Origin of the sequence: uncultured Victivallis sp. (assembly GCA_944389935.1) — a bacterium.
Lineage (GTDB): Bacteria > Verrucomicrobiota > Lentisphaeria > Victivallales > Victivallaceae > Victivallis.
The window spans coordinates 49,516-73,883 of sequence record CALXOE010000005.1 but is presented as its reverse complement, the minus strand read 5'-3'; the positions used below and the strand labels follow the sequence as shown (position 1 = coordinate 73,883).

Below are 24,368 nucleotides of genomic sequence, written 5' to 3'. Positions count from 1 at the left end.
GTGGATCTGGTGTAATTTACACTGCTTTGTGGATAAATTCAAAAGCTCCTCCGGATTTATCTTGTGAAATGAGGAGTCAACGGCCGGTTCCGCCCTCTGAAAAGGGGGAGTCCGGTTTACAGGTTTGCAGGAAAGATCATGAAAATCGCAGAGATTCAGGAATTCGATCATCTGGTGATCGGCAGCGGGCTGGCCGGACTGTCGAGCGCGCTGCATCTGGCCGAATCCGGTCGCAGCGTGGCAGTCGTGACCAAGCGGGAGATTTACGAGTGCAACAGCCGTCTGGCGCAGGGCGGTGTCGCCTGCGTGATGGACAGTCTCGACTCGTTCGAGGAACATGTGAAAGATACGCTCGAGGCCGGGGCCGGCCTCTGCGACGTCGGCGCCGTGCGCGCGATCGTCGAGGCGGGGCCGGAGGCGATCCGGGAGCTCATCGAACTCGGCGCGAAGTTCACGACCCGCGGCGACCTCGGCTATACCGAGGAGCCTCAGGAGTATGACCTCGGCCGCGAGGGCGGCCACCACAAACGGCGCATTCTGCACGCCGGAGACATCACCGGCGCGGAGCTCGAGCGCGTGATGATCGAAGCGGTTCGGTCGAAGCCGAACATCAAGGTGTTCGAATATCATGTCGCGATCGATCTTGTGGTGAGTTCGCGGCTCAATTTCGGCGGGCCGAACCGCTGTTTCGGCGCGTATGTGCTCGACGTGAAGAACGGCAACATCGTGACGTTCCTCTCGGCTTCGACCACGATCGCCTGCGGCGGAGCGGGAAAGGTCTATTTGTACACGAGCAACCCGGACGTCGCGTGCGGGTCCGGGGTGGCGATGGCTTACCGGGCCGGGGCGAAGATCGCGAATATGGAGTTCATCCAGTTCCATCCGACGATCCTCTATCATCCGACGATCCGGTCGTTCCTCATCAGCGAGGCGCTGCGCGGCGAGGGCGCGGTTCTCAAATGCCGCGATTCGCGTGACTCCGAGCCGGTCGAGTTCATGCAGAAGTATCACCCGATGAAGAGCCTCGCGCCGCGCGACGTTGTGGCGCGCGCGATCGATTCGGAGATGAAACGCACCGGGGAGGAGTGTGTCTACCTCGACATCCGCCATCTCGACGAGGAGACGCTGCGGCGTCGTTTCCCGAACATTTTCGCGAAGTGTCTCGAGGCGGGGATCAACATGGCGAAAGACCTGATCCCGGTGGTTCCGGCGGCCCACTTCGTCTGCGGCGGAATCAAGACCGACGTGAACGGCGAGTCGAGCATTCAAGGGCTCTACGCGGTCGGGGAGTCCGGCTGCACGGGGCTGCACGGGGCGAACCGCCTCGCGAGCAACAGCCTGCTCGAGGCGCTCGTGGTCTCGAAATTCTCCGCGAGGGAGATCGACCGGAAGTATCCGATGTTCCTCGCGGGACGTCCGACCGCCGAGAGCGCGCTGAACTGGACGACCGGCAACGCGACCGATTCCGACGAACAGGTCGTCATCACCCACAACTGGGATGAGATCCGCCGCTTCATGTGGGACTACGTCGGCATCTATCGGACGAACAAGCGGCTCGAGCGTGCGAAAAACCGCATCAAATTGATCCGAAAGGAGATCGAAAAGTATTACTGGGATTTCATCGTGACCGCCGACCTTGTGGAACTGCGCAACATCGCGACGGTGGCGGAACTCATCATCGACTGTTCGCTGCAGCGGCACGAGAGCCGCGGGCTTCATTATAACGCCGATTATCCCTACAAAGATCCGGAATTGGAGTGCGTGGATACGGTCATTCAACGGAAGCTGTGATTGTCTGCCATGAAACATGAATTACCGGTGCCCGCTCATGTCGTCGACCTGATTTCGGAGTTGCAGGAGGCGGGTTATGAATCTTACATTGTCGGCGGCGCGATCCGCGATCTGCTGCTGGGGAGACAGCCGAAAGACTTCGACATCTCGACCTCGGCCACGCCGGAGGAGGTGCGCGCGGTCTTCGGGCGTCGTTCCGCCCGGATCATCGGGAAACGATTCCGGCTTGTGCATGTGACCTGGTGCGGAGAGCTGTTCGAGGTGAGCACATTCCGCCAGGCGCCCGCGCACAGCGGCGCGAATGCGAAAAAGGATCTGCCGGAGAATCTGATCCTTTCGGACAACTCGTTCGGCACGGCGGAGGAGGATGCGTGGCGGCGGGACTTCACCGTCAACGCGCTCTTCTTCGATCCGGTCAAAAACGAGCTCATCGACTTCACCGGGCAGGGGGTGGAGGATATCCGGAACCGGGTGGTGCGGGCGATCGGCAACCCCGGACTCCGCTTTGAAGAGGACCCGGTGCGCATGCTGCGCGCGCTGAAACTCATCGGACAATACGATTTTACGATGGATTCGGCGACGGAGAACGCGCTGTTCTCCCATCTGGAACTGATCCGGGTCGCTTCGCCGTCGCGCCTCGCCTTGGAACTGGAGAAAATTCTTGCAAGTTCCTATGGCGACAAACATTTTCAGGCGTTCCATGATTACGGGCTTCTGCCCTATTTTCTGCCGGAACTCAACCGGGCGTGGGATACGCCGCACGGGGATTATGCGCTGAATCTGCTCAACGAGCGCAACTGCCGGGTGCGCGAGGGGCTCTACCGCAACAGCGTTTCTCTGGCGATGGCGACTCTGGCGCTGCCGTTCGTCGAAAAGGAGTGCGGCGCGCAACCCGGCAACTTGTGGAAACCGGGTCCGGATTCGACCGCCGCGATCCGTGGCGTGCTCGATACGCTCTTCAAGCCCCAGACGATGATGAACCGCATGACGCTTTCGGCGGAGCGGGTGTTGATTCTGCAGCCGCTCTTCGGCGACGCACAGTCGAAAGAGAAACTTGTGGAGGCGAAATCCTATCCGCACAGCCGCGAGCTGCTGTTGATCCGCACTGCGGTCGCGGAGGAAGACACGGCGGAAATCGAACGGCAGTGGCCGCCGGCTTCGGCACGCCGCCGTTCCGGATCGAAGCGGGAGCGGAGCGACAACGGCGGAGACGGGCCGAAACGCCGCCGGCGCGGACGCCGCTCCGGTCGGGGACACGAAAAGAATCGAGGGGAGTGACGCGATGAAATTGTTTCCGGGTGCGGGATTCCGGAGAGGAATGGTTCTGCTGCTGACTGCAGGTTGTCTGTACGGGGCGGCCGCGGGGGAGCGGATTCTCAAGCATCCGGTGACCGGCCGACCGGTCGCCTACGGCGGGAAGTTCTCGAGTGCGCAGGTGAGTGTGCCGGATGCGTATCGACCGAAAGCGCGCGAAATGCGCGGCGTCTGGGTCGCGACCGTCGAGAATATCGACTTCCCGGCGCATAACAACGCCGCGGCATTTCAGCGCGACTATCTGACGATTGTGAACAACTTGAAGCGGGCGAACTTCAATACAGTTTTCTTCCAGGTGCGCCCGATGAACGATGCGTTCTACCCCTCGAAACTCAATCCGTGGTCGCGCTGGATGACCGGGCAGGAGGGGAAAGCCCTCGCGGGCTTCGATCCGCTCGCATTCATGGTCACGGAAACCCACCGGCGCGGGCTGGAATTCCATGCCTGGCTGAATCCCTACCGGGTGGTCGCTTCGACGAAACTGCGCAAAGCGGCCTACTTAAAGACGCTCGACAACCGGAATTTCGCAAAGCGCAATCCACACCTCGTGCTGGAGGTGAAGCGGCCGGACGGCACCTGGTCGCTCCTGCTGAATCCCGGTGAGCCGCGCGTCGTGCGGCACATCATTGAGACCGTGCGGGAGATCGTGCAGAATTACCCGGTCGACGGGATTCACTTCGACGACTATTTCTATCTGTACGGCGGAGTCGGAGATACGGACCGCAACACGTTCCGGCAGTATAATCCGCGGCGGCTGCCGCTCGAGGATTGGCGTCGCGCGAACGTCGACGCGGTGATCTCCGGAGTGAAACAGGCGTTGACGGTTCACTTCCGCCGGACCGGGCGGAAAGTCGCGTTCGGCGTGAGTCCGTTCGGGATCTGGGCCAACCGCAAAAGCAATCCGGCCGGTTCGTTGACGGGAGGCTTCCAGTCGTTTTCCGGTCAGTATGCCGATACGCGCGGCTGGGTGAAGAAAGGGTGGGTCGATTATATCGCTCCGCAGCTTTACTGGCCGTTTTCGATGGATGTCGCGGCTTATGCGGCGCTGGCCGACTGGTGGGCCGGAACAGTGAAAGGGACGAATGTGAATCTTTACATCGGTCAGGGAGTTTACCGCCTCGGGTCGAATCAGACCTGGCCGGCAGGGGAGATCGTCGACCAGCTCTTGTACAATACGAAGCTGGGCGAGGTGGACGGGTCGATCTTCTTCTCCTATCGCAGCGTTTTCTCCCCATCGAATCCGACCATGCGGGAGGGGGTGGCGCGGGTACTGCGCGATTGCTGGCGCACGCCGGTTCCGGCGCCGGAGTACCGGAATATCCGGTGAGTTTCATCCCGGATGATGGAGGCGTGTTCCATCCGGTTGAAAATATCGAAAGATGAACAGGTTGCATTTATGAAAGTTGCCGTTGTCTCGAATCCCCGTCACCGGGCCGGGGATCTGATCGAGTTTCTGATGTTGCGGGCGGTTCATACGTTCCACCGTTTCGTCCCGGTCGATCTTCTGATGATCGAGGGGGAGTTCGGCGATGCGGAGGAGGGGTTTCTGTCGGAACTTTTCCGTTCGATCAAACACCGCAAAGTCACGCTGCCGATCATCTGGCTGCCGCACGGCACGGGCTGGAATCTGCCGCCCGCGCCGGAAGCGGTCGATGGAAACGGGCAGACGGTCGCCCCCGCCGTTCTCCTCGAACGGATCCGGGCTGCCGCCGGTGGATTTCCGGAGTTCCGTTGTTCTCCTTTCGAGGCGACGGTGGCGGAACTCGGGGCGGACGGTTCGATCCGGACCGAACGCTGTGCGATGATCGTGCCGGAATATCCCGGAATCGGGGACTATCACGTCCATACCCGCGCCGCTTACTGCAGTGAAAACATGGACATCCCGAAAGCGCTCGAGATGGCGCAACTGTCGAACCTCGCGGAAATCGCGTTCACGGAGCACTCCGGGCAGCTCTATTTCTGTGCCGACGACTATTGGAACGGGCGTTACGTCTGGCGCACGCGCGGGACGGAGGCGGGGTGTCGGGTCTTTCCGCGCATGGCGGAGTATGAGGAGACGCTGCGCGAGGGAGCTGCCGCCGGGAAGTTCCGGCACGGATTCGAGCTCGATGTGGATCGGAACGGCGATGTGGCGCTCGACGCGGCCGACCGGAGAGTCGCACAGGTGCGGCTCGGCGCCGTGCACCATCTGGCGGAAAGATTCGATCCGCACATCGCCGCGCGGCAGTTTCTGTTCTGCACGGAGTCGTTGCTGAAGTACGGCGTTCACATTCTGGCGCACCCGTTCCGGATCTTCGCGTGGTCGGGGCTGCCGGAACCGCCGGAGCTCTACGAGCCGGTTGCGGAACTGCTCCGGCAGTATGGCGCGGCGGCGGAGATCAACTTCCATCAGAACGAGCCCCGGTTGGAGTTTTTTGACCTCTGCCTCAGAAAAGGGGTGAAACTTTCGCTCGGGAGCGATTCGCACAATCTGTATGAAGTCGGCTTTTTTCTGCCGCACTTCCGTTTCCTTGACGAGCTCGGCGTGATGGGGCGGCTCGACGAGGTGTTGTTCCGATTCCAGGAAAATTCCGACAGGAGGGGGTAAAATGTTTTACAAGCCTGATGAAAACCGTTATTCGTCCATGCCTTACCGCCGCTGCGGAAAGAGCGGGCTGAAACTGCCCGCCGTTTCGCTCGGACTCTGGCACAACTTCGGGAGTGCGGCACTCTACGACAATGCGCGCGCGATGGTGCAGACCGCGTTCGATCTCGGCATTACGCATTTCGATCTTGCGAACAACTACGGGCCGGAACCGGGATCGGCGGAAATTACATTCGGACGCATTTTAAAGCAGGATCTGGCGCCGTTTCGCGATGAGCTCGTGATCTCGAGCAAGGCGGGGTACACGATGTGGCCCGGACCCTACGGCGACTGGGGGTCGCGCAAATACCTCATCGCGAGCTGCGACCAGAGCCTGAAGCGCATGAATCTGGAGTATGTGGACATCTTCTACCATCACCGGTACGATCCCGAGACCCCGATGGAAGAGTCGATGAGTGCGCTCGATCATCTCGTGCGTTCGGGCAAGGCGCTCTATGCCGGGATCTCGAATTATCCGCCGGAAAAGGCGGCGGAGGCGTTCCGGATTCTGCGCGAACTCGGCACCCCGTGCCTGATCCATCAGATTCCGTACAACATGCTGAATCGCACGCACGAGCTTCAGGGGTCGTTCCGGCTGCTGGAACGCGAACAGGTCGGCGGAATCGTTTTCTCCCCGCTCGCGCAGGGGCTGCTGACGAACCGTTACCTCGATGGAATTCCGGCCGATTCGCGGGTCATGCGCAACGGCTTTCTGAAGAAAGAGGCGCTGACGCCCGCCGTGCTGGCGAAAGTCCGCAAGCTCAACGAAGTCGCCACCGGGCGCGGTCAGACGCTCGCGGAGATGGCGATCGCATGGCTGCTGAACCGCCCGGGCGTGACCTCCGCCCTGATCGGCGCGAGCCGTCCGGAGCAGATTCGCGATGTGGTCGCGGGACTTGCAAACCTCGATTTCACCGACGCGGAACTCGCCCGGATCGAAGCGATTCTCGCGGAGTAGTCGGAGAGTGTGTCCCATGCGCCGCAGCGTCTGGATTCTGCTTTTCGGCCTGCTTCCGATTGTGGCGCAGGCGCTCTCGTGTTCGGTATGCGGGCGGGAGATCCGGGGGCAGTATCTGCGTTCGGAGGGGCGGATTCTCTGCTCGCCCGAGTGCTGGGAGAAGATTCTGCCACGTTGTTCGCTCTGTGACGCGCCGCTGGCCGGGCGGTACGTTAAATTTGTGACCGGCGGGAGGGAGCGGCTCTACTGCCTGAAGTGTTCGGAGCTGCCGCGCTGTTTTTCGTGCGATCTGCCGACGAACGGAGCCTCGCTCCCGGATGGCCGGAAACTCTGCCCCGAGTGCGCGGCCACCGCCGTTCGCGACCCGGGGAGGGCCGAGGCGCTCTACCGCCGGATCGAGAATGAAGTGTCCGGGATTCTCGGATCGCGCGGGTGCGGCCGTGCCCGTTTCGGACTTTGTTCTCTCGCGGAGCTGAATCCCGGGCGCGGAGTCGCCGACGGGAAAAAATTTGAACTCGGACAGTGTCGTTACGAGCGGCAGAGCCGGAGTGATACGGGGAAAATCGTTTCCGAGAAGTGCACGGTCCGCATTCTCGATTCACTCCCTGCGGCGCAGTTCATCGAGGTCGCCGCGCACGAGGCCGCGCACGAGTGGCTGAATCATCATGCGGAACACGTTCCGGCACAGTGGAACGAGGGATTTGCCGAGTATGTCGCCTCCCTCGTGAACAGCCGGCACGGCAACGACGCCCGCAACCGGCGCATGGAGGAGAATTCCGATCCCGTCTACGGAGACGGATTCCGGCTTGTGCGCGATTACGCCCGGAGGTACGGACTGCCGGCGCTGCTGGAGAAACTCGAGGGGAAACGGTGAACGGTCAGCTCCGTCCCGTGCTGCCGAAACCGCCCGCGCCGCGCCCGGTTTCGGAGAGTTCGTCGGCGAGAGTGAGTTCGACTTCCGGGAGTTTTGCAATCACCATCTGGGCGATGCGGTCGCCGCGTTTGACCGGGAACGGTTCGCTTCCGGCGTTGAACATGATGACGCCGACTTCGCCGCGGTATCCGGCGTCGATCGTGCCGGGGGAGTTGGTCAGCATGAGATTGTGTTTGAGCGCGAGTCCGCTGCGGGGGCGCACCTGCGCCTCGTATCCCGGGGGGAGCTCGAGGAAGAGTCCGGTCGGCACGAGTACGCTGCGCCCGGGGGGCAGTTCCATTTCCATCCGGGAACGGAGATCGAATGCGGCATCGTCCGGATGGGCTTTCGCCGGGGCCAGATCGGCGCAGTTTTCGGCCATTTTGATCTTTATCTGCAACTTTTTCACCATTTTGTGGACTTTGGGGTTTGCTTTCATGCGATATTGCATTTAAAGTAACAGACGTACTTGTGCTTTTCAAGTCCGGCAAGATTGACTTCAGTGATTTTACATATAACAGGTAAGGAAATGTGAGTTATGGACATCAGTGCTCTTCTGCAGTACGCCATGGAATCGGCGGCGTCGGATCTTTTCGCTTCCGCGGGGAAACCCCCCGCGTTCCGACGCTCCGGACAGGTTCTGCCGGAGGGGGAGGAGCTGCTGACCGCTCAGGAGATCGACGCATTCCGCAAGCAGTGCATCTCGTCGAAAGCGGAACAGGAGTACCGCAACCGGGGCAGTTACGATGCGGCGTTCACTCTGCCGAGCGGGGAACGGTTTCGTCTGAACTTCCTCGATACTCTGACCGGTCCGGCATTCGTCGCGCGTCCGGTTTATCCGGGCGAGGCGCTCTTCTTTGAGGAGCTCGGGCTGCCCGCCGCGACGTTGACGGAAATGTGCGGCCACAAGAACGGCATCATCATCGTGGTCGGCTCCACCGGCAGCGGTAAATCGACCACGCTGGCGGCGATGGTCAACTACATCAACCACAACTTCAACAAGCATATCATCACGATCGAGGACCCGATCGAGTTTCTCCATCGCGATATCAACTGCCTGGTGACGCAGCGCGAACTCAATTCGAGTACGACGAGTTTCTCCGATGCACTGCGTGCGGCACTTCGTGAAAGTCCCGACGTCATCGTTATCGGCGAAATGCGCGACATGGATACCGCGCAGGTTGCGATCACCGCGGCCATGACCGGACACCTCGTCATCACGACCGTTCACACGGGTGACACCGTTCAGGCGGTTGAACGTATCATCGACCTCTACCCGGAAGAACAGCGCCTCCAGATCGCGAGCGATCTCGGCAATGCGCTGGTCGGTATCGTTGCGCAGCGGCTGATTCCGCGCGCGGACGGGCAGGGGATGATTCCGGCGCTCGAAGTCATGGTCGGCACGCCGACGATCAAGAAGCTGGTCGGCGACCGCGATATGCGTTCTCTCGCCGAGGCGCTCAAACGCGGCGCTTCGAGCGGCATGATGACATTCACCCGCGCGGTGTTCCGTCTCTACAAGGATGGATTCATCACGCTCGACGATGCGAATGCGACCGTCTCGAACCGCGATGAGCTGCAGCTCATGCTCAAGGGCATGGAGTCGGGCGTAGAATCGTTTGCGAGCCAGTACGGCAGCGCTGAAGATGCCGAAGATCCGGACGTTCAGTTCATCGACATGAGCCGTCTGCTCAAGACCGCCGTCAAAACCGGCGCGTCCGACCTGCTGCTGTCGGCAGGGTCGAGCCCGGTGCTGCGCATCCACGGCGAACTGCGTCCGCTGGAACTGCCGGTTCTGACCGGAACGGATACCGCCCGGCTGCTGAACAGTATTCTGAACCCCGTTCAGAAGGTCGAATTTGAAGAGAATCGCGAAGTCGACCTCGCGTTGTCGATCTCTCTGGTCATGGATCAGGAGAGCGGCGAGAGTGAGAACTGGCGTTTCCGTGTGAACGGATTCCATCAGCGCGGCACGGTCGGTATCGTCTGCCGTGTGATCGTGAGCAAAATTCCGAAGCCGGAAGATCTGCATCTGCCGCCGCAGATTCTGCAGCTCACAACCAAGCAGCAGGGGCTGATCCTGATCACGGGTCCGACCGGCAGCGGTAAGTCGACCTCACTTGCGAGTATGATCGACTTCATCAACCGCAATCGCGCCGAGCACATCATCACGATCGAAGACCCGATCGAATACGTGCACAACAACATCATGTCGCTCATCGAACAGCGCGAAGTTCACTCGGACACCCACTCGTTCGCGGCGGCGCTCAAATACGCACTGCGTGAAGACCCGGACGTGATCCTCGTCGGTGAGATGCGCGATACTGAGACGATCGCGGCGGCGCTGACCGCGGCGGAAACGGGCCACCTCGTGTTCGGTACGCTGCATACGAACAGTGCGCCGCAGACGATCGACCGTATCATCGACTCGTTCCCGTCGCACCAGCAGAACCAGATCAAACTGCAGCTTTCGAGCGTGATTCTCGGAATCATCTCGCAGCGACTGCTGCCGACCGTCGACGGCAAGGGGCGCGTGGCCGCGTTTGAAATCCTCGTCGGCACCCCGCCGGTTCAGGCGCTGATCCGCGAAGGCAAGACCGCCATGCTCCAGTCGCAGCTCGAAACCGGCGCGAAGGACGGCATGATCACGATGCAGAAATCTCTCGAAACGCTGTACAGCGAAGGCAAGATCAGCCTCGAGGAGATGCAGTCCTACATGCTCGACTACAAGGCGGACGACGCTTACTGATCTTCCCGGAACAGGATTCCGGAATACGGCAGAACCCCGACGGCCGGAAACCGTCGGGGTTCTTTGTCTCTTCGTGCTGTTCGGATTCGGTTACTCCTCCGGCGGCAGTTTTTTCTCCTTTTTCCGGAAGAGCGACTCCGCGACGGAGTAGACCGCCGGGATGAAGAAGAGCGTGATGAACGTTGAACTCGAGAGTCCGCCGATCACGGCACGCGCCATCGGTGCCTGCGTTTCGCCGCCGTCGCCCCAGCCGAGCGCGAGCGGGAAGAGCCCGAGCACGGTCGTGAGCGTGGTCATGAGGATCGGGCGGAGCCGCCGGGTGCCCGCTTCGCGGATCGCCCTGTCGAGCGGCATCCCCTCGCGCCGCAGCAGATTCGCCGTGTCGACGAGCAGAATCGCATTGTTCACCACGATCCCCGCGAGCATGATGCAGCCGATGAACGACTGCATATTGAATGTCGTATCGGTCAGGAAGAGCGCGAGAATGACTCCGAATCCCGCCAGCGGCACCGAGAACATCACCACGAGCGGATCGCGCAGCGACTCGAACTGGCACGCCATCACCATGTAGACAAGCACGAGCGCGAGCACGAATGCGAACGAGAGTTCGCGGAACGACTCCTGCTGATCCTCATAGTCCCCCGAGAAGAGCAGTGAGAACGAGGGCGGCATCGGGATCTGCGCGATTTTCTCCTGAATGTCCGCGACGACCGAGCCGAGGTCGCGATTCAGGATGTTGCCGCCGACGGTCAGCACGCGCTCCTGATTTTTCCGTTCGATGTTGACGGGGCCCATGACGCGGTTGTAGTCGATGAGATTCCGCAGAACGATGTTTTCGCCCTTGTCGTTGCGGATCGAGAGGTCGAGGATCTGGTCGAGGGTCAGGAGGTCGGCGTCCTTGACCTTGACGAGGATCGTGTACTCGTCGCCGTCCTCGCGGAATTCGCCGGCTTCCGAACCGGCGAGGATCGTCCGGAGCGCTTCGGCGATCTGCCGGACCGGCACGCCGAGATCGTTGGCTTTATCGCGGTCGATGTAGAGCCGCTCCTCCGGTACGCCGAGGTCGCGCGAGAGCTTCACGTCCGTGATGCCGCGGACCGACTGCATCGCCTCGCTGACCTGCGCCGCGAGCGACGCGGCCACATCGAAGTCGAACCCGCGGACTTCAACCGCGACTCCCTCTCCGGAACCCGCGCCCATCATGCGCGAGAAGAGCCCCTGTCCCGCGCGGACGCGGAAAACCGTGCCCGGCCATCCTTTGAGCCGGCGGTCGAGCTCTTCGGCGATCTGCTGGTCGGAGCGGATGCGCTCCGAACGCGGCTTGAGCCGGATGTTGTAGTTCGCCTTGTGTCCGCCCGAGGCGCGCCAGCTCGAGGCTCCGGCGAATGTGACCCAGCCGTTCATGTCGTCGCGGCAGACTTCACGGATCACATCCTCGGTGGAGCGGACCATCTCGTTCACGACTTCCGGACTCGTGCCGACCTCCATTTCGAGGTAGATCCGGACCTCGCCCTCGTCCGCTTTCGGCATGAGCTCGGTGCCGATCAGAAACACGAGCGGAATCACCGAACAGACGAGCGCCACGAGCGCGAAAATGAACAGCCAGCGGAAACGCAGCACCACATCGAGTGCGTTGCCGTAGATCCGCTCGAGCCAGCGCTGGAAATATTCCGTCGAGGCCAGAATCCGTTTGATGGGCGAAAGATTCGGATCGTCGACGCTGAAGCTCGAACTCAGGCACTTGGCCGCCATCATCGGAACGAGCGTGATCGCCGTGAAGAGCGAACAGGTCAGCGAGAACGTCACGACGCTGGAAAACTGCTTGAACATCACACCGGCCATCCCCTGCATGAAGAGCAGCGGCAGAAAGACCGCCAGCGTGGTCAGCGTGCTCGCCGTAATGGCGATGGCGACTTCGCCGGTGCCCTTGATCGCGGCCTGATCCGGATCCATGCCGTGATCGCGCAGCCGGGTGATGTTTTCGAGCACGACGATCGAGTTGTCCACGAGCATGCCGACGCCGAGTGCGAGTCCGCCGAGCGTCATGATATTCAAATTGTAACCGCAGAAGTAGACCAGAGCGAAAGTCGCGATGATCGACATCGGAATGCTGATGCTGATGACCACCGTGCTGCCGAAATTGCGTAGAAAGAGGAAGAGCACAATGACGGCGAGCAGGCCTCCGGTGAGCGCGGAATCGGCAACGCCGGCGATTGAGTTCTCAATGTACTCCGCGGAGTTGATGATCGGCATGAGTTTGAGCTGCGAACCGAATTCCGCGTTGAGTTTCTCCAGTTCGTCGAGCACATCGTTCGCGACGCTGACGGTGTTGGCTCCGGACTGTTTGTAGACCTGAATCATAATGCCGTTTTTGCCGTTCACGCGCACGAACCGGGTGACTTTCTTGTGCGTGTCGACGACTTCGGCGACGTCGCCGATGCGGATCTTGTCGCCGTTTTTCCCGGTGGCGATGACGGTATCGCGGATCTGTTCGACGGAGGTGAACGTCCCGGGAGTGCGGACGCGGACTTCGAGCCGGTCTTCGCGCAGATTGCCCGCGGGAGTCGTGACGTTCGCATTCTCGAGCACGGAGAGCACGTTCTCGAGCTGGGTATCGAGCATGCGGGCCTTGTCGACGTCGAACAGCACCTGGATTTCCCGTTCGAGTCCGCCGCTGATTTCGATGGAGGCGACACCGTCGATGCGTTCGAGTCGGTATTGAATCTGGTCCTCGATCAGTTTGCGCGCGTCGAGCAGGTCGATGTCGGTCGCGACGCCGAGCCGCATGATCGGGGAGCTTGCCGAGTCGAATTTGTAGAGGATCGGCTTGTCGGCGTCGTCCGGCAGCCTGGGTTCAACCCGGTCGAGGCGGTCGCGCACGTCGGAGACGGCCGCGTCTAGGTTCGTTCCCCAGTTGAATGAGACGGTCACGTTGCTCGAACCCTCGCCTGAGGTCGACGTGATCTCTTTCACCCCGGAGACCGCCGAGAGCGAGGTCTCGATCTTCTTGGAGATCAGTTCCTCGACCTCTTCTGGACTCGCGTCCTCGTAGGTCGTCACGATCGTCACGCCGGGATAGGTGATGTCCGGCATGAGGTCAACCGGCAGATACGAGAGCGCAACCCCGCCGAGGATCAGCACGATGCAGCTGACCATCGAGATGAAGATCGGTCGCTTGACGCAGAATTCCGGTATGTTCATGCGTATGTCCTCACTTCGCGGTTTCGGTTCCGGTTTCCGCTCCGGCTTCGGCCGGCGGGACTGTTTCCGCTTTCTCATTCTTCGCGGGAGATTCCGGGGCGGCCTCTTCCGGAATGAGCACCGGCACGCCGTCGGTCAGCAGATGGTTGCCGAGGGTCGCGACAGCCCGCTTGAGATCGGGGGAGAGGATCTCGACCCGGTTCCCGGAAGAGATGCCGAGTTCGACCGGGACGAATTGGGCGATCCGTTTTTCCGGGTCGATTTCAAATACGCCCTGGCGTCCGTCGCGTTTCACGATCGCATTGCGCGGGATGACGACGGCATTGTCTTTCGAGGCGAATTCAAGCCGGACGCGCACGAACATGCCGGGTTTGAGCTTCAGCTCCGGATTCGGAATCTCGAGCTGCACTTCTGCCTGGCGGGTGCCCTCTTCGAGGAGCTGGGCGATCCGGGCGACTTTGCCCTTGAATTCGACGCCCGGGTAGGCGTCGGTGGTCAGAACCGCTTCCTGCCCGGCCTTGACGTACGGATAATCGCGCTCGATCACGTAGATGACCGCGCGGAGCGGATCGAGTTCGGCGATACTGAGGATCGACTGGTTCGGCGCGAGCAGCGCGCCCTGGTCGACGTAGCGGGCGCCGACGAAACGGGGGTTGGCGTCTCCGGGCCATTCCGCCGCGATGACGCAGTCGGCAAGTTTGAGTTTCGCATTGTCGAGGATCGCTTCGCGCCGTTTCACTTCGGCTTTCTGCATGTTGTAGGTGGCCTCCTGGGCGAAGAACGCGGTTTCGGCCGATTCGAGCAGCGCCTGGGTCGTCGCTTTCTTCTCGTCGAGGGCCTTGTAACGCTCATACTCGCGGCGGCGCAGGTCGAGCATGACTTCCGCCTGCCGCAGCTGTGCCTTGGCCACCTCGAGATCGGCGGCGGCCTGGTCGACGCTCTGCTTGTATTCGATGTCCTCGATTTTGGCGATCTCGTCGCCGCCGGAAATCCGGTCGCCGACGTCGAAGTGAATCGCCTCGAGCCGGCCGCCGACTTTCGGGGCAACCTCGTAGAGAGACCATGATTTCAGCGCCCCGGTGAAGATCCGGTGATCCTGAATCGCCGCCCGTTCGGGCAGAACCGCTTCGACGGCGATTGCCGCGAGCGTTCGCGGTTTGATTTGTGCCTCCTCCTGCGTTTTCTGCCATGCCCGGTATGCGATTCCGGCGGCCGCACAGGCGAGAATGATGAGAATCACCAGCCAGGTCAGTCTCTTTTTCATTTTGTGAAAAGTCTTTCTTTCTTGTATGATGGCAACCCGTGTGGAAAAATCCGGTTTGTCCCGGCATATCTGCCGGTTTTCCGGGCTTTTACGGTAATTCCGAAACAGGTGATTTTCAACTAATTTTTATTGAAAAAACGCAATTCTCTTGCAAAAACGGTGGGATTGGGGTTATCTTATAAAGATAACAAACCTGTTTGACCGGGAGAGAGTGGAATCGTGGCGGGTGAATTGAGTGTGAAAAAATTGAAATCCCAGGTGAAAGCGGGAGGGAATGCGCTGCGCGCTGTTCTGCGGGCGGTGTTCGGAGAGGGGAAACCGGCGGACCGGGCACTTTCCGGATTCTTTCGGGAGAATCGGCAGTACGGCTCGCGCGACCGGCAGTTTGTGAGTGAATCGGTTTATGCGCTGCTGCGCAGCTGGGGAATTCTGCGCCGGTTTCTGCCGGAGGAGCGGCGCGCGGAGCTGGAGTCGGGTATGATCCGGATCGGTCGGGCGGAACTTGACGCGCTGCTGTTCGGGGCGCTTTATCTGGAGGGGGTGAATCTGCCCGCCGCGGATCTGCTGGCGAAAGAGCTTGGAGTTCCGTGGCCGAAGCCGGATCCGGACAATCCGTCGCCGTTCCTCGCGAAAGCGGAGGCATTGGGCGTTTCGTTCGGGATGAAGCTGCGCTTTGCGGATCGCGACCTCGTGCCGGAATGGGTCTTTTTGCTGCTGCCCGGGGAGTTCCCGGCGGACCGGTTTCTGTCGGATCTGCGGCGCCGCCCGCCGATGTGGCTGCGGATTCAGTCCCCCGATCTCGACCGTCTCGCGGCGGAGTTGCGCAGCTGCGGGACGGAACTGCTGCGTCAGGCGCGGATTCCGAACGCGCTCGGCATTGTGAATCCGAAAGTGAATTTATACACGCTCGAATCGTTTCGGCGCGGGGAGTTCGAGGTGCAGGATCTGGCGAGCCAGTGCATCGGGCTCGTCGCCGCGCCGAAGCCGGGCGAACGGTGGCTCGACGCCTGCGCCGGAGCGGGCGGCAAAACGCTGGAACTTGCGGAGCTCATGAAACGCACCGGCACAGTTGTCGCATGCGACGTGCGCGCCTACAAGCTCGACGATCTGCGCACCCGCGCACGCCGGGCCGGGTTCCCGAACATCGTGACCCGCGCCTGGGACGGCAGACCGTTCCGCGGAAAACAGGTCGGGCAGTACGACGGCGTGCTTGTGGACGCCCCGTGCAGCTGTTCCGGCGTCTGGCGGCGGAATCCGGACGGGCGCTGGACGCTCTCGCCGGAAGCGGTCGGCGAGGCTGCGGAGCTTCAGAAGAAGATTCTCGAGGCCGCTGCGATGGCGGTCCGTCCGGGCGGAGTGTTGATTTACGGGACCTGTTCGCTGTTTCCGCGGGAGAACGCGGAGGTGGTTGAAACTTTTCTCGCAGCGCACGCGGAGTTTCAACTTGAAGCGTTCGAGCATCCGCTGACCGGGGAAGCATGCGGCGGCATGCTTCAGATCTACAGTTTCGACGGCGACTGCGACTCGATGTTCGTCGCGCGCATGAGGCGCCGCACCGGGGAGGAGGCGCGGGCATGAAACCGTTCAACATCGTTCTGGTTGCGCCTGAGATCCCGCAGAATACAGGTACGATCGGGCGGCTCTGCGTCTCGACCGATACGCGGCTGCATCTGATCAAACCGCTCGGATTTTCGCTCGACGAAAAGCACCTGAAGCGGGCGGGGATGGATTACTGGCCGCATCTCGACCTTGCGGTTTACGAGGACTGGGATGAGTTTCTCGCGGCGAATCCCGGGGCGATCATGCATTTCATCTCGACGAAAGGGCGGGTGAGTTACTGGGATATCCCGTATCCGGAGGGGTGCTGTCTCGTGTTCGGACGGGAATCGAGCGGGTTGCCTCCGGAGTTCTACGAGCGTTACCGTGAGCGGCTCGCCGTGATTCCGATGGAGGGAAAATTCCATCGGAGCTTGAATCTTGCGAACGCTGCGAGTATTGTATTATACGAGGCGTTGCGCCAGAGCCGGGCGGCATCCGGACGTATGGGGGAGCAATAAGAGGGATTTCATGAGCCGGGATATCGGGAATTACATCACCTGCGGCATATTAGCCGTGTTGTTTATTTTGTTTCTGCCGGTGGTTTTGGTGCTGATCGCGGTTGTGGCGATTGTGCAGCTTCTGACCGGGCGGAGAGTGATCCGCATGAGCCGCTGGTATCAGCGGCAGACCGAACCTGAACCGCCTGCGCCGGATGAGCCGGAACGGGAGGTCCGTGCGAGCGAGGCGATCATCGACGCTGAAGTCATCGATCTGCCCGACGAACCTCCCGCCGGAATCGAAAACCGCGATCGGTGATTCACCGGTGAAAGTTTCTCTCAGATCCGGCTGAACTGCGAATTCGGGGGGGGAGGAGGGACGGTTGCCGGCATTCTGCCCGGCCGGATTGTCGATGGCCCGGTTTGATTTGATTTCCATTGCGAACATGATATATTGAAGTATTGCAAACGGAGAATGCCAATGGAAATTGACGATCGGGAATCTCGCGCGGTCGGGCTGCTGTTTGGATGTGCTGCCGGGGATTCTCTCGGGCTGCCGGGGGAGCGGCTGGGACGGAAACGCTGGGCGAGTCGCTTCCCCGGACCGTTGCGGCAGCGGTTTCTCTTCGGTCATGGCATGGTCAGCGACGATACGGAGCTCTCGATCCTCGTCACGCAGGCGGTACTCTCGTCGGCAGGTGATTCAGAGAGTTTTCTGCTCTCATTGAGCTGGCGGTTGCGTTACTGGCTGCTTTTTCTGCCGAGCGGCTGCGGCTGGGCGACGCTGCGCGCCGTGCTGCGGCTGTGGTGCGGAGTCTCCTGCCGGGAGAGCGGCGTGAAGTCGGCCGGGAATGGCGCTGCGGTACGCAGTGCGGTTCTGGGTGCGTTGTTTCCGGATCCGATCGAGCGGCATGATTTCGTGCGGCTTTCAACGCGGCTTACGCACCGGGACGAACGGGCGTTTGTCGGGGCGCTCGCAGTCGCCGAGATGGCGGCATTGACGTTGCGGGTGCCCGTCGGGCGGAAGCCGGAGATGGCGGAGGTTTCTGCCCGGTTGCGGATGGCCGCTTCCGGTGACGCGGAATGGACGGAACTCGTCGATCGTATGGAAACCGGCTGGAGAAACGCGATGACAGTCGAGGCGTTTGCCGATTCACTCGGACTGGCGAAAGGTGTCTCCGGATATGTTTATCACACGGTTCCGGTTGCTGTTTACGGCTGGTTCCTTCACTACGGCGACGTTGCCGCGACGCTCGAATCCGTGATCAAATGCGGTGGAGACACCGACTCAACCGGTGCGATTGCCGGTGCTCTTGCCGGGGCGGCCGCCGGGGAGAGCGGAATCCCTCCGGAATATCTCAACCGTATTTGTGACTATCCCTGGTCGGTGACATTTCTGCGGCGGCTGGGCGAGCAGCTTGCCCGATTTTCCAAAGGGGTTCCGGCGACGGTGGTGCCGACCGCCTACTGGGCGATTCCATTCCGGAATCTGCTGTTCGGCGCGACGGTGTACGTCCACATCCTTCTGCGGCTCCTCCTCTTCTGGCGATGAAAAGAAGAGTCGCAGCGATCGACGTCGCGAACAGGAATGCCTCTCACTTGTCAGCCGGCGTGATTTCGAGGAAGCAGAGCGCGTTCAGTTCCATCTCGAGTTCGAGAGTGAGACGACCGCTCTCGAGCCGGAATGCCGTAATTGGTTCGGCTTTGAGCTCGTTTGCTTTCCGGAAACCGGAAACGTCCGGCTGTCTTTTGTCTGTCGGTTTCCCCTGTCGGACGAATTCCGCGAACGAATTGGCCCGGGAACTGTCTACACGGGTCGCGCTGATTTCGATTTTCCGGTACGGTTTCGGCAGCTTGACTTCGAGCCGGAGTTTTGCCGGAGAGGCGGCTGCGGGCTGCCGTTCGTCGAACGAGGTGATCAGTATCCGGATGGCGTCCTCCTCCGGCGTGATACCGGCGAGGGCGTCGAACGGTTCGTTTGAACTCTCGACCTGCAGGCGTCGGCAGTCGGTCAGGCGGTTCAGCAAAATGACACTGTTGAACACCGGTTTGGGTATTCCTGTCGAGGTGAAAAGCCCGAGTCCGCCTTTGAAGTGTTTGTTGTCCCACGCCCAGAGAAAGTCGCAGACACTGAAAAAGTACGCGCGTTCGATCCCGTTGTCCAGAAAGCATTTGACAGCGCGGACGTTGAATGCGGCCGCCGTCGCCTGATCGAGTTTGGTGTCGCTCATCGTATTGGCGTTGTATTCCGTCAGTCGGAGAGGACGGCGATCCATCGGCGGATTCTGCGCGGCGATTTTGCGCATGAGCGCGATTCCTCCGGGAAACTCATCCATGGAGTTGACGAATCCCCCGTAGAGATGGAACGAGATGAAGTCGATCTTATCGAGCTTGCCGAGAGTTCGCGCTTTCTCGAAGATGTTGAAGAACCACGGCGTCGGGCCGGCCGCGCTCATCGTGCCGATGTCGAGATCAATCTTCTCCTCCTGCTCAATGGCGGTCAGCGTTTCGAGGTAGGTGCCGAAGATCTCGGTGAATTCCGTATCGGTTCCGCCGAAGAATGCCGAGGCGTTCGGTTCGTTCCAACACTCGAAGCTCCAGCGTTCCACGGTTTCCCGGCCGTAACGGGCGAGCCAGTGTTTGACGATCTCTTTGAGAATTTCTCCCCAGATTCTCCGGTCGCGCGGCGGATGGATGTTGGTGAAAGCGTCCGGTTTTCCGGTCGGTTTCACGGAGAGCTGATCCGGAGTCGGTTCCACCGTGAATGTCAAGTCATACTTCAAATCGCGGACCACATAGTCGAGAAGTTGGTCGGCCAGGGTGAAATCCAGCTGGAATTTACCGTCCGGAGTGAGCGACTTCACGATTTTGAGTCCCTGCATGCAGCCGCGCAGCCGAAGATGACGTACTCCGCTTTCCCGAATCCGGGCGAGTGCATACCGCATTTCGCGGTGACAGATGTCGCTGGCGTAGGACATATCCGCCGCCTGCCAGATCGGCGGGAATTCATTTGCAGGACGGCGGGCGTCGATCTTCATTGTTCCCCGGGTCTCGTCGTAGGGAGCTCTGCGTACCGCGCTGCCCTGCCGGATTGCACAGGTCATCCCCACTTGAAACGTTCCGCTCGCGCCGTCGAAAACCCGGATGTAAATGGCGAAACTCTCCGTCTGGCGCGAGACTTTTCCCGGTTCAAGCGTCATTAGATGGAACTGCCACGGTTTGTCGCCCGGTTCGAGCGGACTCAGGTCCCGGTGTCCGATCTCTTTGCCGTTCCGGTCGAACTGAACGATCTGGATGGTCGCATACGCCCAGCCGGGTTTGTCTTTGCCCTTGACCAGATTCTGCTGACGGAGCCAGGCGCCGATGAGAATCTTCTCCCCGTTGTACGGGAATACCGGGGTCGTTACGGTTCCGGCGCCGTTCAGTTCAAGCAGTCCGCCGCCGCCGGGACCGCCGGAGGAAATGAGCCGGATGCCTTTGCCATTTCCGGAGTAGAGGAGATTATCCCAATCGCGTCCGCCCCGGCGTACGATCCAGTGATCGCGGCCGAGCGCGTTCTGGAAGAGGGGGTCGCCCGTGAGCAATGCTCCTTCCACAGCAAGCGAGAGTTCCAGAAAATCGAGTCGAAGCGCTTTCTCCGAAGTGTTTGCAATCCGCAGCTCGAACCGGTCGCAGTCACCGGGCAGTCGGGCAGGGAGGAGGGTTTCGGCAAAAGCTCCGCCCCGGCAGCGGACCGGGATCGTTTTGATCTCATGGGTCCCGCGGAAAAATCCCAGGCATACGTCCAGTTGTCCGGAGGCATTTCCCCGCACCCGGAGCGTTCCCTCCGTCAATGGCAACCGTGGTGTTCTTACGGCACTTCCCGGCGGCAGTTCCAACTGCCGGTCGCGAATTGACGGAGCGGGGTTTTCGGATGGAATCAGCAATTCCGGCCAGTCGTTCCGGGAGAAGTCCGGTCGCAATCGGATCAGGTCGGCAGCGGGAACGATTGTGCAGACGAATAAACACAGCAGCGCTAAAGAAAATCGACTCATTTCCGTTCTCTCAGTTGTTGGGGTCGTTCATCATTTCCAGCGTGATCTCGTCGATCTGGAGCGAAGTCGCGTGTCCGTCGGCGAAAAGTCCGTTCATGGTGTTGTTGTGGCAGAATGCCCCATACTGTTTCAACTGAGAGTAGCGCAGAGACTCTCCATTGCGCGGGGCGGAATTCTGTCGGTTCTCGTATCCGGTAGGTGCGAACCGGCTCTCCATGACCAGGATTTGCCGGGATGGCTGCGGCAGCCGGCTCAGCTTGTAAAAACGGTCGGTCCCCTCGTAACTGTTGCAGAACGCACGCCATTGGTTGTGGTTGACCCGGCAGTAGGTGATGTCGACGGTTTCCGGCTTTGGAGCTTCCTGCAGATTGGTCTGGCAGATCCAGATTTGTTTCCTGGGCAGATATCCGAGAAGTCTCAGATTCCAGTACCACCATTCGGAGGGCTTATATCCGGATTTCCAGTAGCCGACGATCCATGAATCATAGTCTCCCGCGTAGAGTTCGATTGCGAGTCCGATCTGTTTTTCATTGTTCAGACAGTTGGTTTTTCTGCTTCTCTCGCGCGCCTGATTCAGCGCGGGAAGCAGCATCGCCGCCAGAATGGCGATAATTGCAATCACGACAAGAAGTTCGATCAATGTGAATTTTCGCTTCATAGGGGTGACTCCTGTTTGATGATTAACTGGTTTTCCGGACCACGAGAGTGGGCTGGATGATATGGACCGTGTTGATCGGCAGCGGACGCGACAGATTGCGCGTGAGGATTTCAAGTGCGTTGCGGAGCTGTTCCGAGTAAGGCTGCCAGATATGGGAGATTTCCAGATTCAGTACGCGCGACGCGATGGCCGGATCGTCGTAAAGGATGAGTGAGACATCTTCCGGAATCCGGATCTTCTTTTCACGGAGTACATTGACCATGCCGATGAACGCCCAGTCACCGCGCACGATGAGTCCATCGAAAGTCTGTTTTTCATCCAGTAACCGGCGGATGACTTCCGCTCCGCTTTCGATGGACATGGGGTCGATTTCGTAATGGCGCCGCGCTGCGGGAGAGGAGTCTATGCCCGCTTCGTCCAGCGCCCGGTTGAACCCGGTCATCTTGTCCCGGTTGACCTTGATGTCGAGCGAATCGTGGAAGAAGATGAGTTCGCGCCGCCCGCGGTCGAGCAGATGGTTGGTCGCCAGATGGGCGCCAGAGACGTTATCGATGGCGGCATACGAGATCTCCCGGTCATCGCACGGCTCCTGCAGAGCCACAAAGTGGCGGCGCTCCTGTTCGAGCAGGTCGAGTTCTGGTGCGGTCAACTGCCGCGTGAAAATCAGTCCGTCGAAATCACACAGCCGGATTCCCTGCCGCGCGAACGCCCCCATGAAATTGACATCTCTCGGCTGCACGACGATGAAATTCGCCGAAAAGTCGAGCGTGTTTCCGTTCTGAAGCAGGCCGTGCATCAGATGGGAGAAATAGGGATCGACTCCCTGAAAAAAGGGATCATCGTAAGTTGCATCCCCGACGAGGGCGATATTTCTGCGGCTGGAGAACCGCACCCCCTCGCTGCTGATGTAAGTCCCGTCACCGCGCACGCGCCGGATGAGTTTGAGCTCCTGAAGCTGCCGCAGGCTTGAACGGACGGTGATTCGTGAGCAGTTATGCGCTTTCGCCAGTTCTGACTCTGAGGCCAGGCGGGATCCATGCTGGAGTTCCCCCCTCCGGATCGCATCGTAAAGATAACGGAATAACCGTTCGCTTTTGTTGAGTTCCCGTTGTTCCACGCCGTCGTACATGGATCGAATCTTTCTGTTTGATTTCCATGTTAATTATACCACGGGGAAACGTTCGAGCCAAGAGCTTGTTCTGTAAAAATCGCATTTTATATAACCAATCATACTTCTATATAACAACTTGCCCGGGAATTCTTGTGGATGCGGTGGCTTTCCGGTTATTTTCCGTTCAGCAGGATGAGGTAGAGAATCAGGAACGCTGCGGAAAGATAGGAGAACCAGTTCAGATCCCGGATTTTTCCGCTGCCGATCTTGATGAACGGATAGAGGATGAGGCCGAGGGAGATTCCGCCGACAATGCTGTTGCTGAACGGAATTCCGGCGAAGATCAGGAACGCGGGAACCGCCTCGGTGTAGTCATCCCATCGGATTTCGGAGACGGAACTCATCATCATGACTCCCACGACCACAAGCGCGGCCGAGGTGACCGGCGGATATCCCGCGATCGCCATGATGAACGGCGAGAAGAACATCGCCAGCAGAAAACAGATTCCGACCACCACGGCGGTCAGTCCGGTCCGGCCGCCCGCCTCCGCTCCCGCGGCACTCTCGAGATAGGAGGTGACGGTGCTCTGTCCGCAGAGAGCGCCCGCCACGGTCGCGGTGGCATCGGCGGCGAATACCCGTTCGAGTCGTTCGATTTCGTTGTTTTTATTGAGGAGTTTCGCGCTGGTCGCCACCCCGAGGACGGAGCCCATCGTGTCGAACATGTCCATGAAGAAGCAGATGAAGATCAGCGGCAGCAGCTGGATGATGTGCTGAAAAACCGTGACGACGTCGGCCTTGAGTACGAGCGGCATCGGATTGGCCGGCATTCCGACGATGCCGGAGAACTGGATTTTTCCGCAGAGAAACGCGACGAGTCCCGAAGCGAGAATCCCGAGCAGCACGCCGCCCTTGACCTTGAAGTGGTGCAGAATCGTGATGGCGACGACTCCCGTGAAGAAGATGAGGGAAGCCGTATCGGTCACGGCGGTTTTGAGTGTCATTTGTCCGTTGGTGATGTCGATGATGCCGCCGTTCCGGAGTCCGAGCATGGCGATGAAGAGGCCGATTCCGGTCACGATGCCGTATTTGAGGGAGGGACTCAGCGAGGTCAGCATCCACTTCCGCAGTTTCGTGAACGAGGTGACGAGGAAGATGACTCCGGAGATCAGTACGACGCCCATCGTGGTCTGCCAGACGACCGGATCGCCCATTTTCCCGCCGGTGGCGGCGGCACAGCCGCCCATGACGCTGAAGAGGATGAAGAAATTCGTCCCCATGCCGGGGGCGAGTCCGATCGGATAATTGGCGAGCAATCCCATTAAAATCGTGCCGAACGCCGAGGCGATGCAGGTGGTTGTGAGCAGCGCCCCGAACGGCATTCCGGTCGGCGTCCCGGTCATCTGCCCGGAGAAGAGCGCCGGCTGGATGCAGATGATGTACGCCATCGCCGCAAAAGTCGAGAGTCCGGCGATGACCTCGGTTTTGATCGAACTGTTGTGGGCGGAATAGTGGAAGAAACGGTCGAGAAAACGATTCATGATTTCAGCAGCTGTCCCCGGTTTGGTTGGATCGTCAATCGCGAAAACGCTGCTTTACTTATAGACGCTTCCCCGGGAAATTGCAACCCGGGAATACTTCCGGCGAGTCCGGAAACAGGTCTTTTTTTTGCGGGAGTTCGACGGAGAAGAGGCTCCCCCGGGCGCGCTGCACGGG

General features: G+C 60.2%; 18 protein-coding genes. 11 read left to right on the top strand and 7 right to left on the bottom strand.

Annotated features, from left to right (window positions below; genetic code table 11):
- Positions 1 to 138 precede the first annotated feature (138 nt).
- The 6 genes from nadB (at position 139) to Q0J85_RS02950 (ending at position 7,560) form a co-directional block, all read left to right on the top strand.
- Entirely contained in the window at positions 139 to 1,791 is a 1,653-nt protein-coding gene (gene nadB, locus Q0J85_RS02975) for an L-aspartate oxidase (protein ID WP_294478129.1), read from the top strand.
- 9 nt (positions 1,792 to 1,800) lie between these two features.
- Positions 1,801 to 3,069, top strand: a complete 1,269-nt coding sequence (gene pcnB, locus Q0J85_RS02970) for a polynucleotide adenylyltransferase PcnB (protein WP_294478128.1) — start codon at positions 1,801 to 1,803, stop codon at positions 3,067 to 3,069.
- 4 nt (positions 3,070 to 3,073) lie between these two features.
- Entirely contained in the window at positions 3,074 to 4,432 is a 1,359-nt protein-coding gene (locus Q0J85_RS02965; RefSeq protein WP_294478127.1) for a family 10 glycosylhydrolase, read from the top strand.
- 69 nt (positions 4,433 to 4,501) lie between these two features.
- Positions 4,502 to 5,692, top strand: a complete 1,191-nt coding sequence (locus tag Q0J85_RS02960) for a PHP domain-containing protein (RefSeq protein ID WP_294478126.1) — start codon at positions 4,502 to 4,504, stop codon at positions 5,690 to 5,692.
- 1 nt (position 5,693) lies between these two features.
- Positions 5,694 to 6,686, top strand: coding sequence for an aldo/keto reductase (locus tag Q0J85_RS02955; protein WP_294478125.1), 993 nt, complete (start codon positions 5,694 to 5,696; stop codon positions 6,684 to 6,686).
- Positions 6,687 to 6,702: 16 nt separating this feature from the next.
- The gene (locus Q0J85_RS02950) at positions 6,703 to 7,560 is read left to right on the top strand and encodes a hypothetical protein (protein WP_294478124.1); all 858 of its coding nucleotides are present in this window, start codon (positions 6,703 to 6,705) and stop codon (positions 7,558 to 7,560) included.
- Positions 7,561 to 7,564: 4 nt separating this feature from the next.
- Here the strand turns inward: Q0J85_RS02950 and dut are convergent, their stop codons facing one another.
- A complete protein-coding gene (gene dut / locus Q0J85_RS02945; protein WP_367274583.1) occupies positions 7,565 to 7,999 on the bottom strand; it encodes a dUTP diphosphatase in 435 nt (144 codons plus the stop codon).
- Positions 8,000 to 8,137: 138 nt separating this feature from the next.
- On the opposite strand from dut, the gene Q0J85_RS02940 reads away from it, so the two are divergent.
- Positions 8,138 to 10,348, top strand: a complete 2,211-nt coding sequence (locus tag Q0J85_RS02940) for a type IV pilus twitching motility protein PilT (protein ID WP_294478122.1) — start codon at positions 8,138 to 8,140, stop codon at positions 10,346 to 10,348.
- A 90-nt stretch (positions 10,349 to 10,438) separates the two neighbouring features.
- Here the strand turns inward: Q0J85_RS02940 and Q0J85_RS02935 are convergent, their stop codons facing one another.
- Complete coding sequence (locus Q0J85_RS02935) at positions 10,439 to 13,549, bottom strand: efflux RND transporter permease subunit (RefSeq protein ID WP_294478121.1); 3,111 nt, start codon at positions 13,547 to 13,549, stop codon at positions 10,439 to 10,441.
- Positions 13,550 to 13,559: 10 nt separating this feature from the next.
- Positions 13,560 to 14,813: an efflux RND transporter periplasmic adaptor subunit gene (locus Q0J85_RS02930; RefSeq protein ID WP_294478120.1), complete on the bottom strand. Its 1,254-nt coding sequence runs from the start codon at positions 14,811 to 14,813 to the stop codon at positions 13,560 to 13,562.
- A gap of 219 nt (positions 14,814 to 15,032) precedes the next feature.
- Here Q0J85_RS02930 and Q0J85_RS02925 point away from each other — a divergent pair, with 219 nt between their 5' ends.
- From Q0J85_RS02925 to Q0J85_RS02910, 4 genes are all read left to right on the top strand, one after another.
- Entirely contained in the window at positions 15,033 to 16,391 is a 1,359-nt protein-coding gene (locus tag Q0J85_RS02925; RefSeq protein ID WP_294478119.1) for an RsmB/NOP family class I SAM-dependent RNA methyltransferase, read from the top strand.
- On the top strand, positions 16,388 to 16,870 hold the full coding sequence (locus Q0J85_RS02920) for a tRNA (cytidine(34)-2'-O)-methyltransferase (RefSeq protein WP_294478118.1): 483 nt from the start codon (positions 16,388 to 16,390) through the stop codon (positions 16,868 to 16,870). Before Q0J85_RS02925 ends, Q0J85_RS02920 begins: the two co-directional genes overlap by 4 nt.
- A 10-nt stretch (positions 16,871 to 16,880) precedes the next feature.
- Positions 16,881 to 17,168 carry a hypothetical protein gene (locus Q0J85_RS02915; RefSeq protein ID WP_294478117.1) on the top strand — a complete coding sequence of 96 codons (288 nt, stop codon included), beginning with the start codon at positions 16,881 to 16,883 and terminating at the stop codon, positions 17,166 to 17,168.
- 162 nt (positions 17,169 to 17,330) lie between these two features.
- Complete coding sequence (locus Q0J85_RS02910) at positions 17,331 to 18,401, top strand: ADP-ribosylglycohydrolase family protein (RefSeq protein WP_294478116.1); 1,071 nt, start codon at positions 17,331 to 17,333, stop codon at positions 18,399 to 18,401.
- Between the two features lie 43 nt (positions 18,402 to 18,444).
- On the opposite strand, the gene Q0J85_RS02905 is transcribed toward Q0J85_RS02910, so the two are convergent.
- The 4 genes from Q0J85_RS02905 to Q0J85_RS02890 all read right to left on the bottom strand — a co-directional run bounded on the left by Q0J85_RS02905 (position 18,445) and on the right by Q0J85_RS02890 (position 24,193).
- Complete coding sequence (locus Q0J85_RS02905; protein WP_294478114.1) at positions 18,445 to 20,883, bottom strand: hypothetical protein; 2,439 nt, start codon at positions 20,881 to 20,883, stop codon at positions 18,445 to 18,447.
- Positions 20,884 to 20,893: 10 nt separating this feature from the next.
- Positions 20,894 to 21,541, bottom strand: a complete 648-nt coding sequence (locus Q0J85_RS02900; protein WP_294478112.1) for a DUF1559 domain-containing protein — start codon at positions 21,539 to 21,541, stop codon at positions 20,894 to 20,896.
- 22 nt (positions 21,542 to 21,563) lie between these two features.
- Positions 21,564 to 22,670 (bottom strand): GntR family transcriptional regulator, encoded by a 1,107-nt coding sequence (locus Q0J85_RS02895; protein WP_294478110.1) that lies wholly within the window; start codon positions 22,668 to 22,670, stop codon positions 21,564 to 21,566.
- A 155-nt stretch (positions 22,671 to 22,825) separates the two neighbouring features.
- A complete protein-coding gene (locus tag Q0J85_RS02890) occupies positions 22,826 to 24,193 on the bottom strand; it encodes an NCS2 family permease (protein WP_294478109.1) in 1,368 nt (455 codons plus the stop codon).
- Positions 24,194 to 24,368 lie beyond the last annotated feature (175 nt).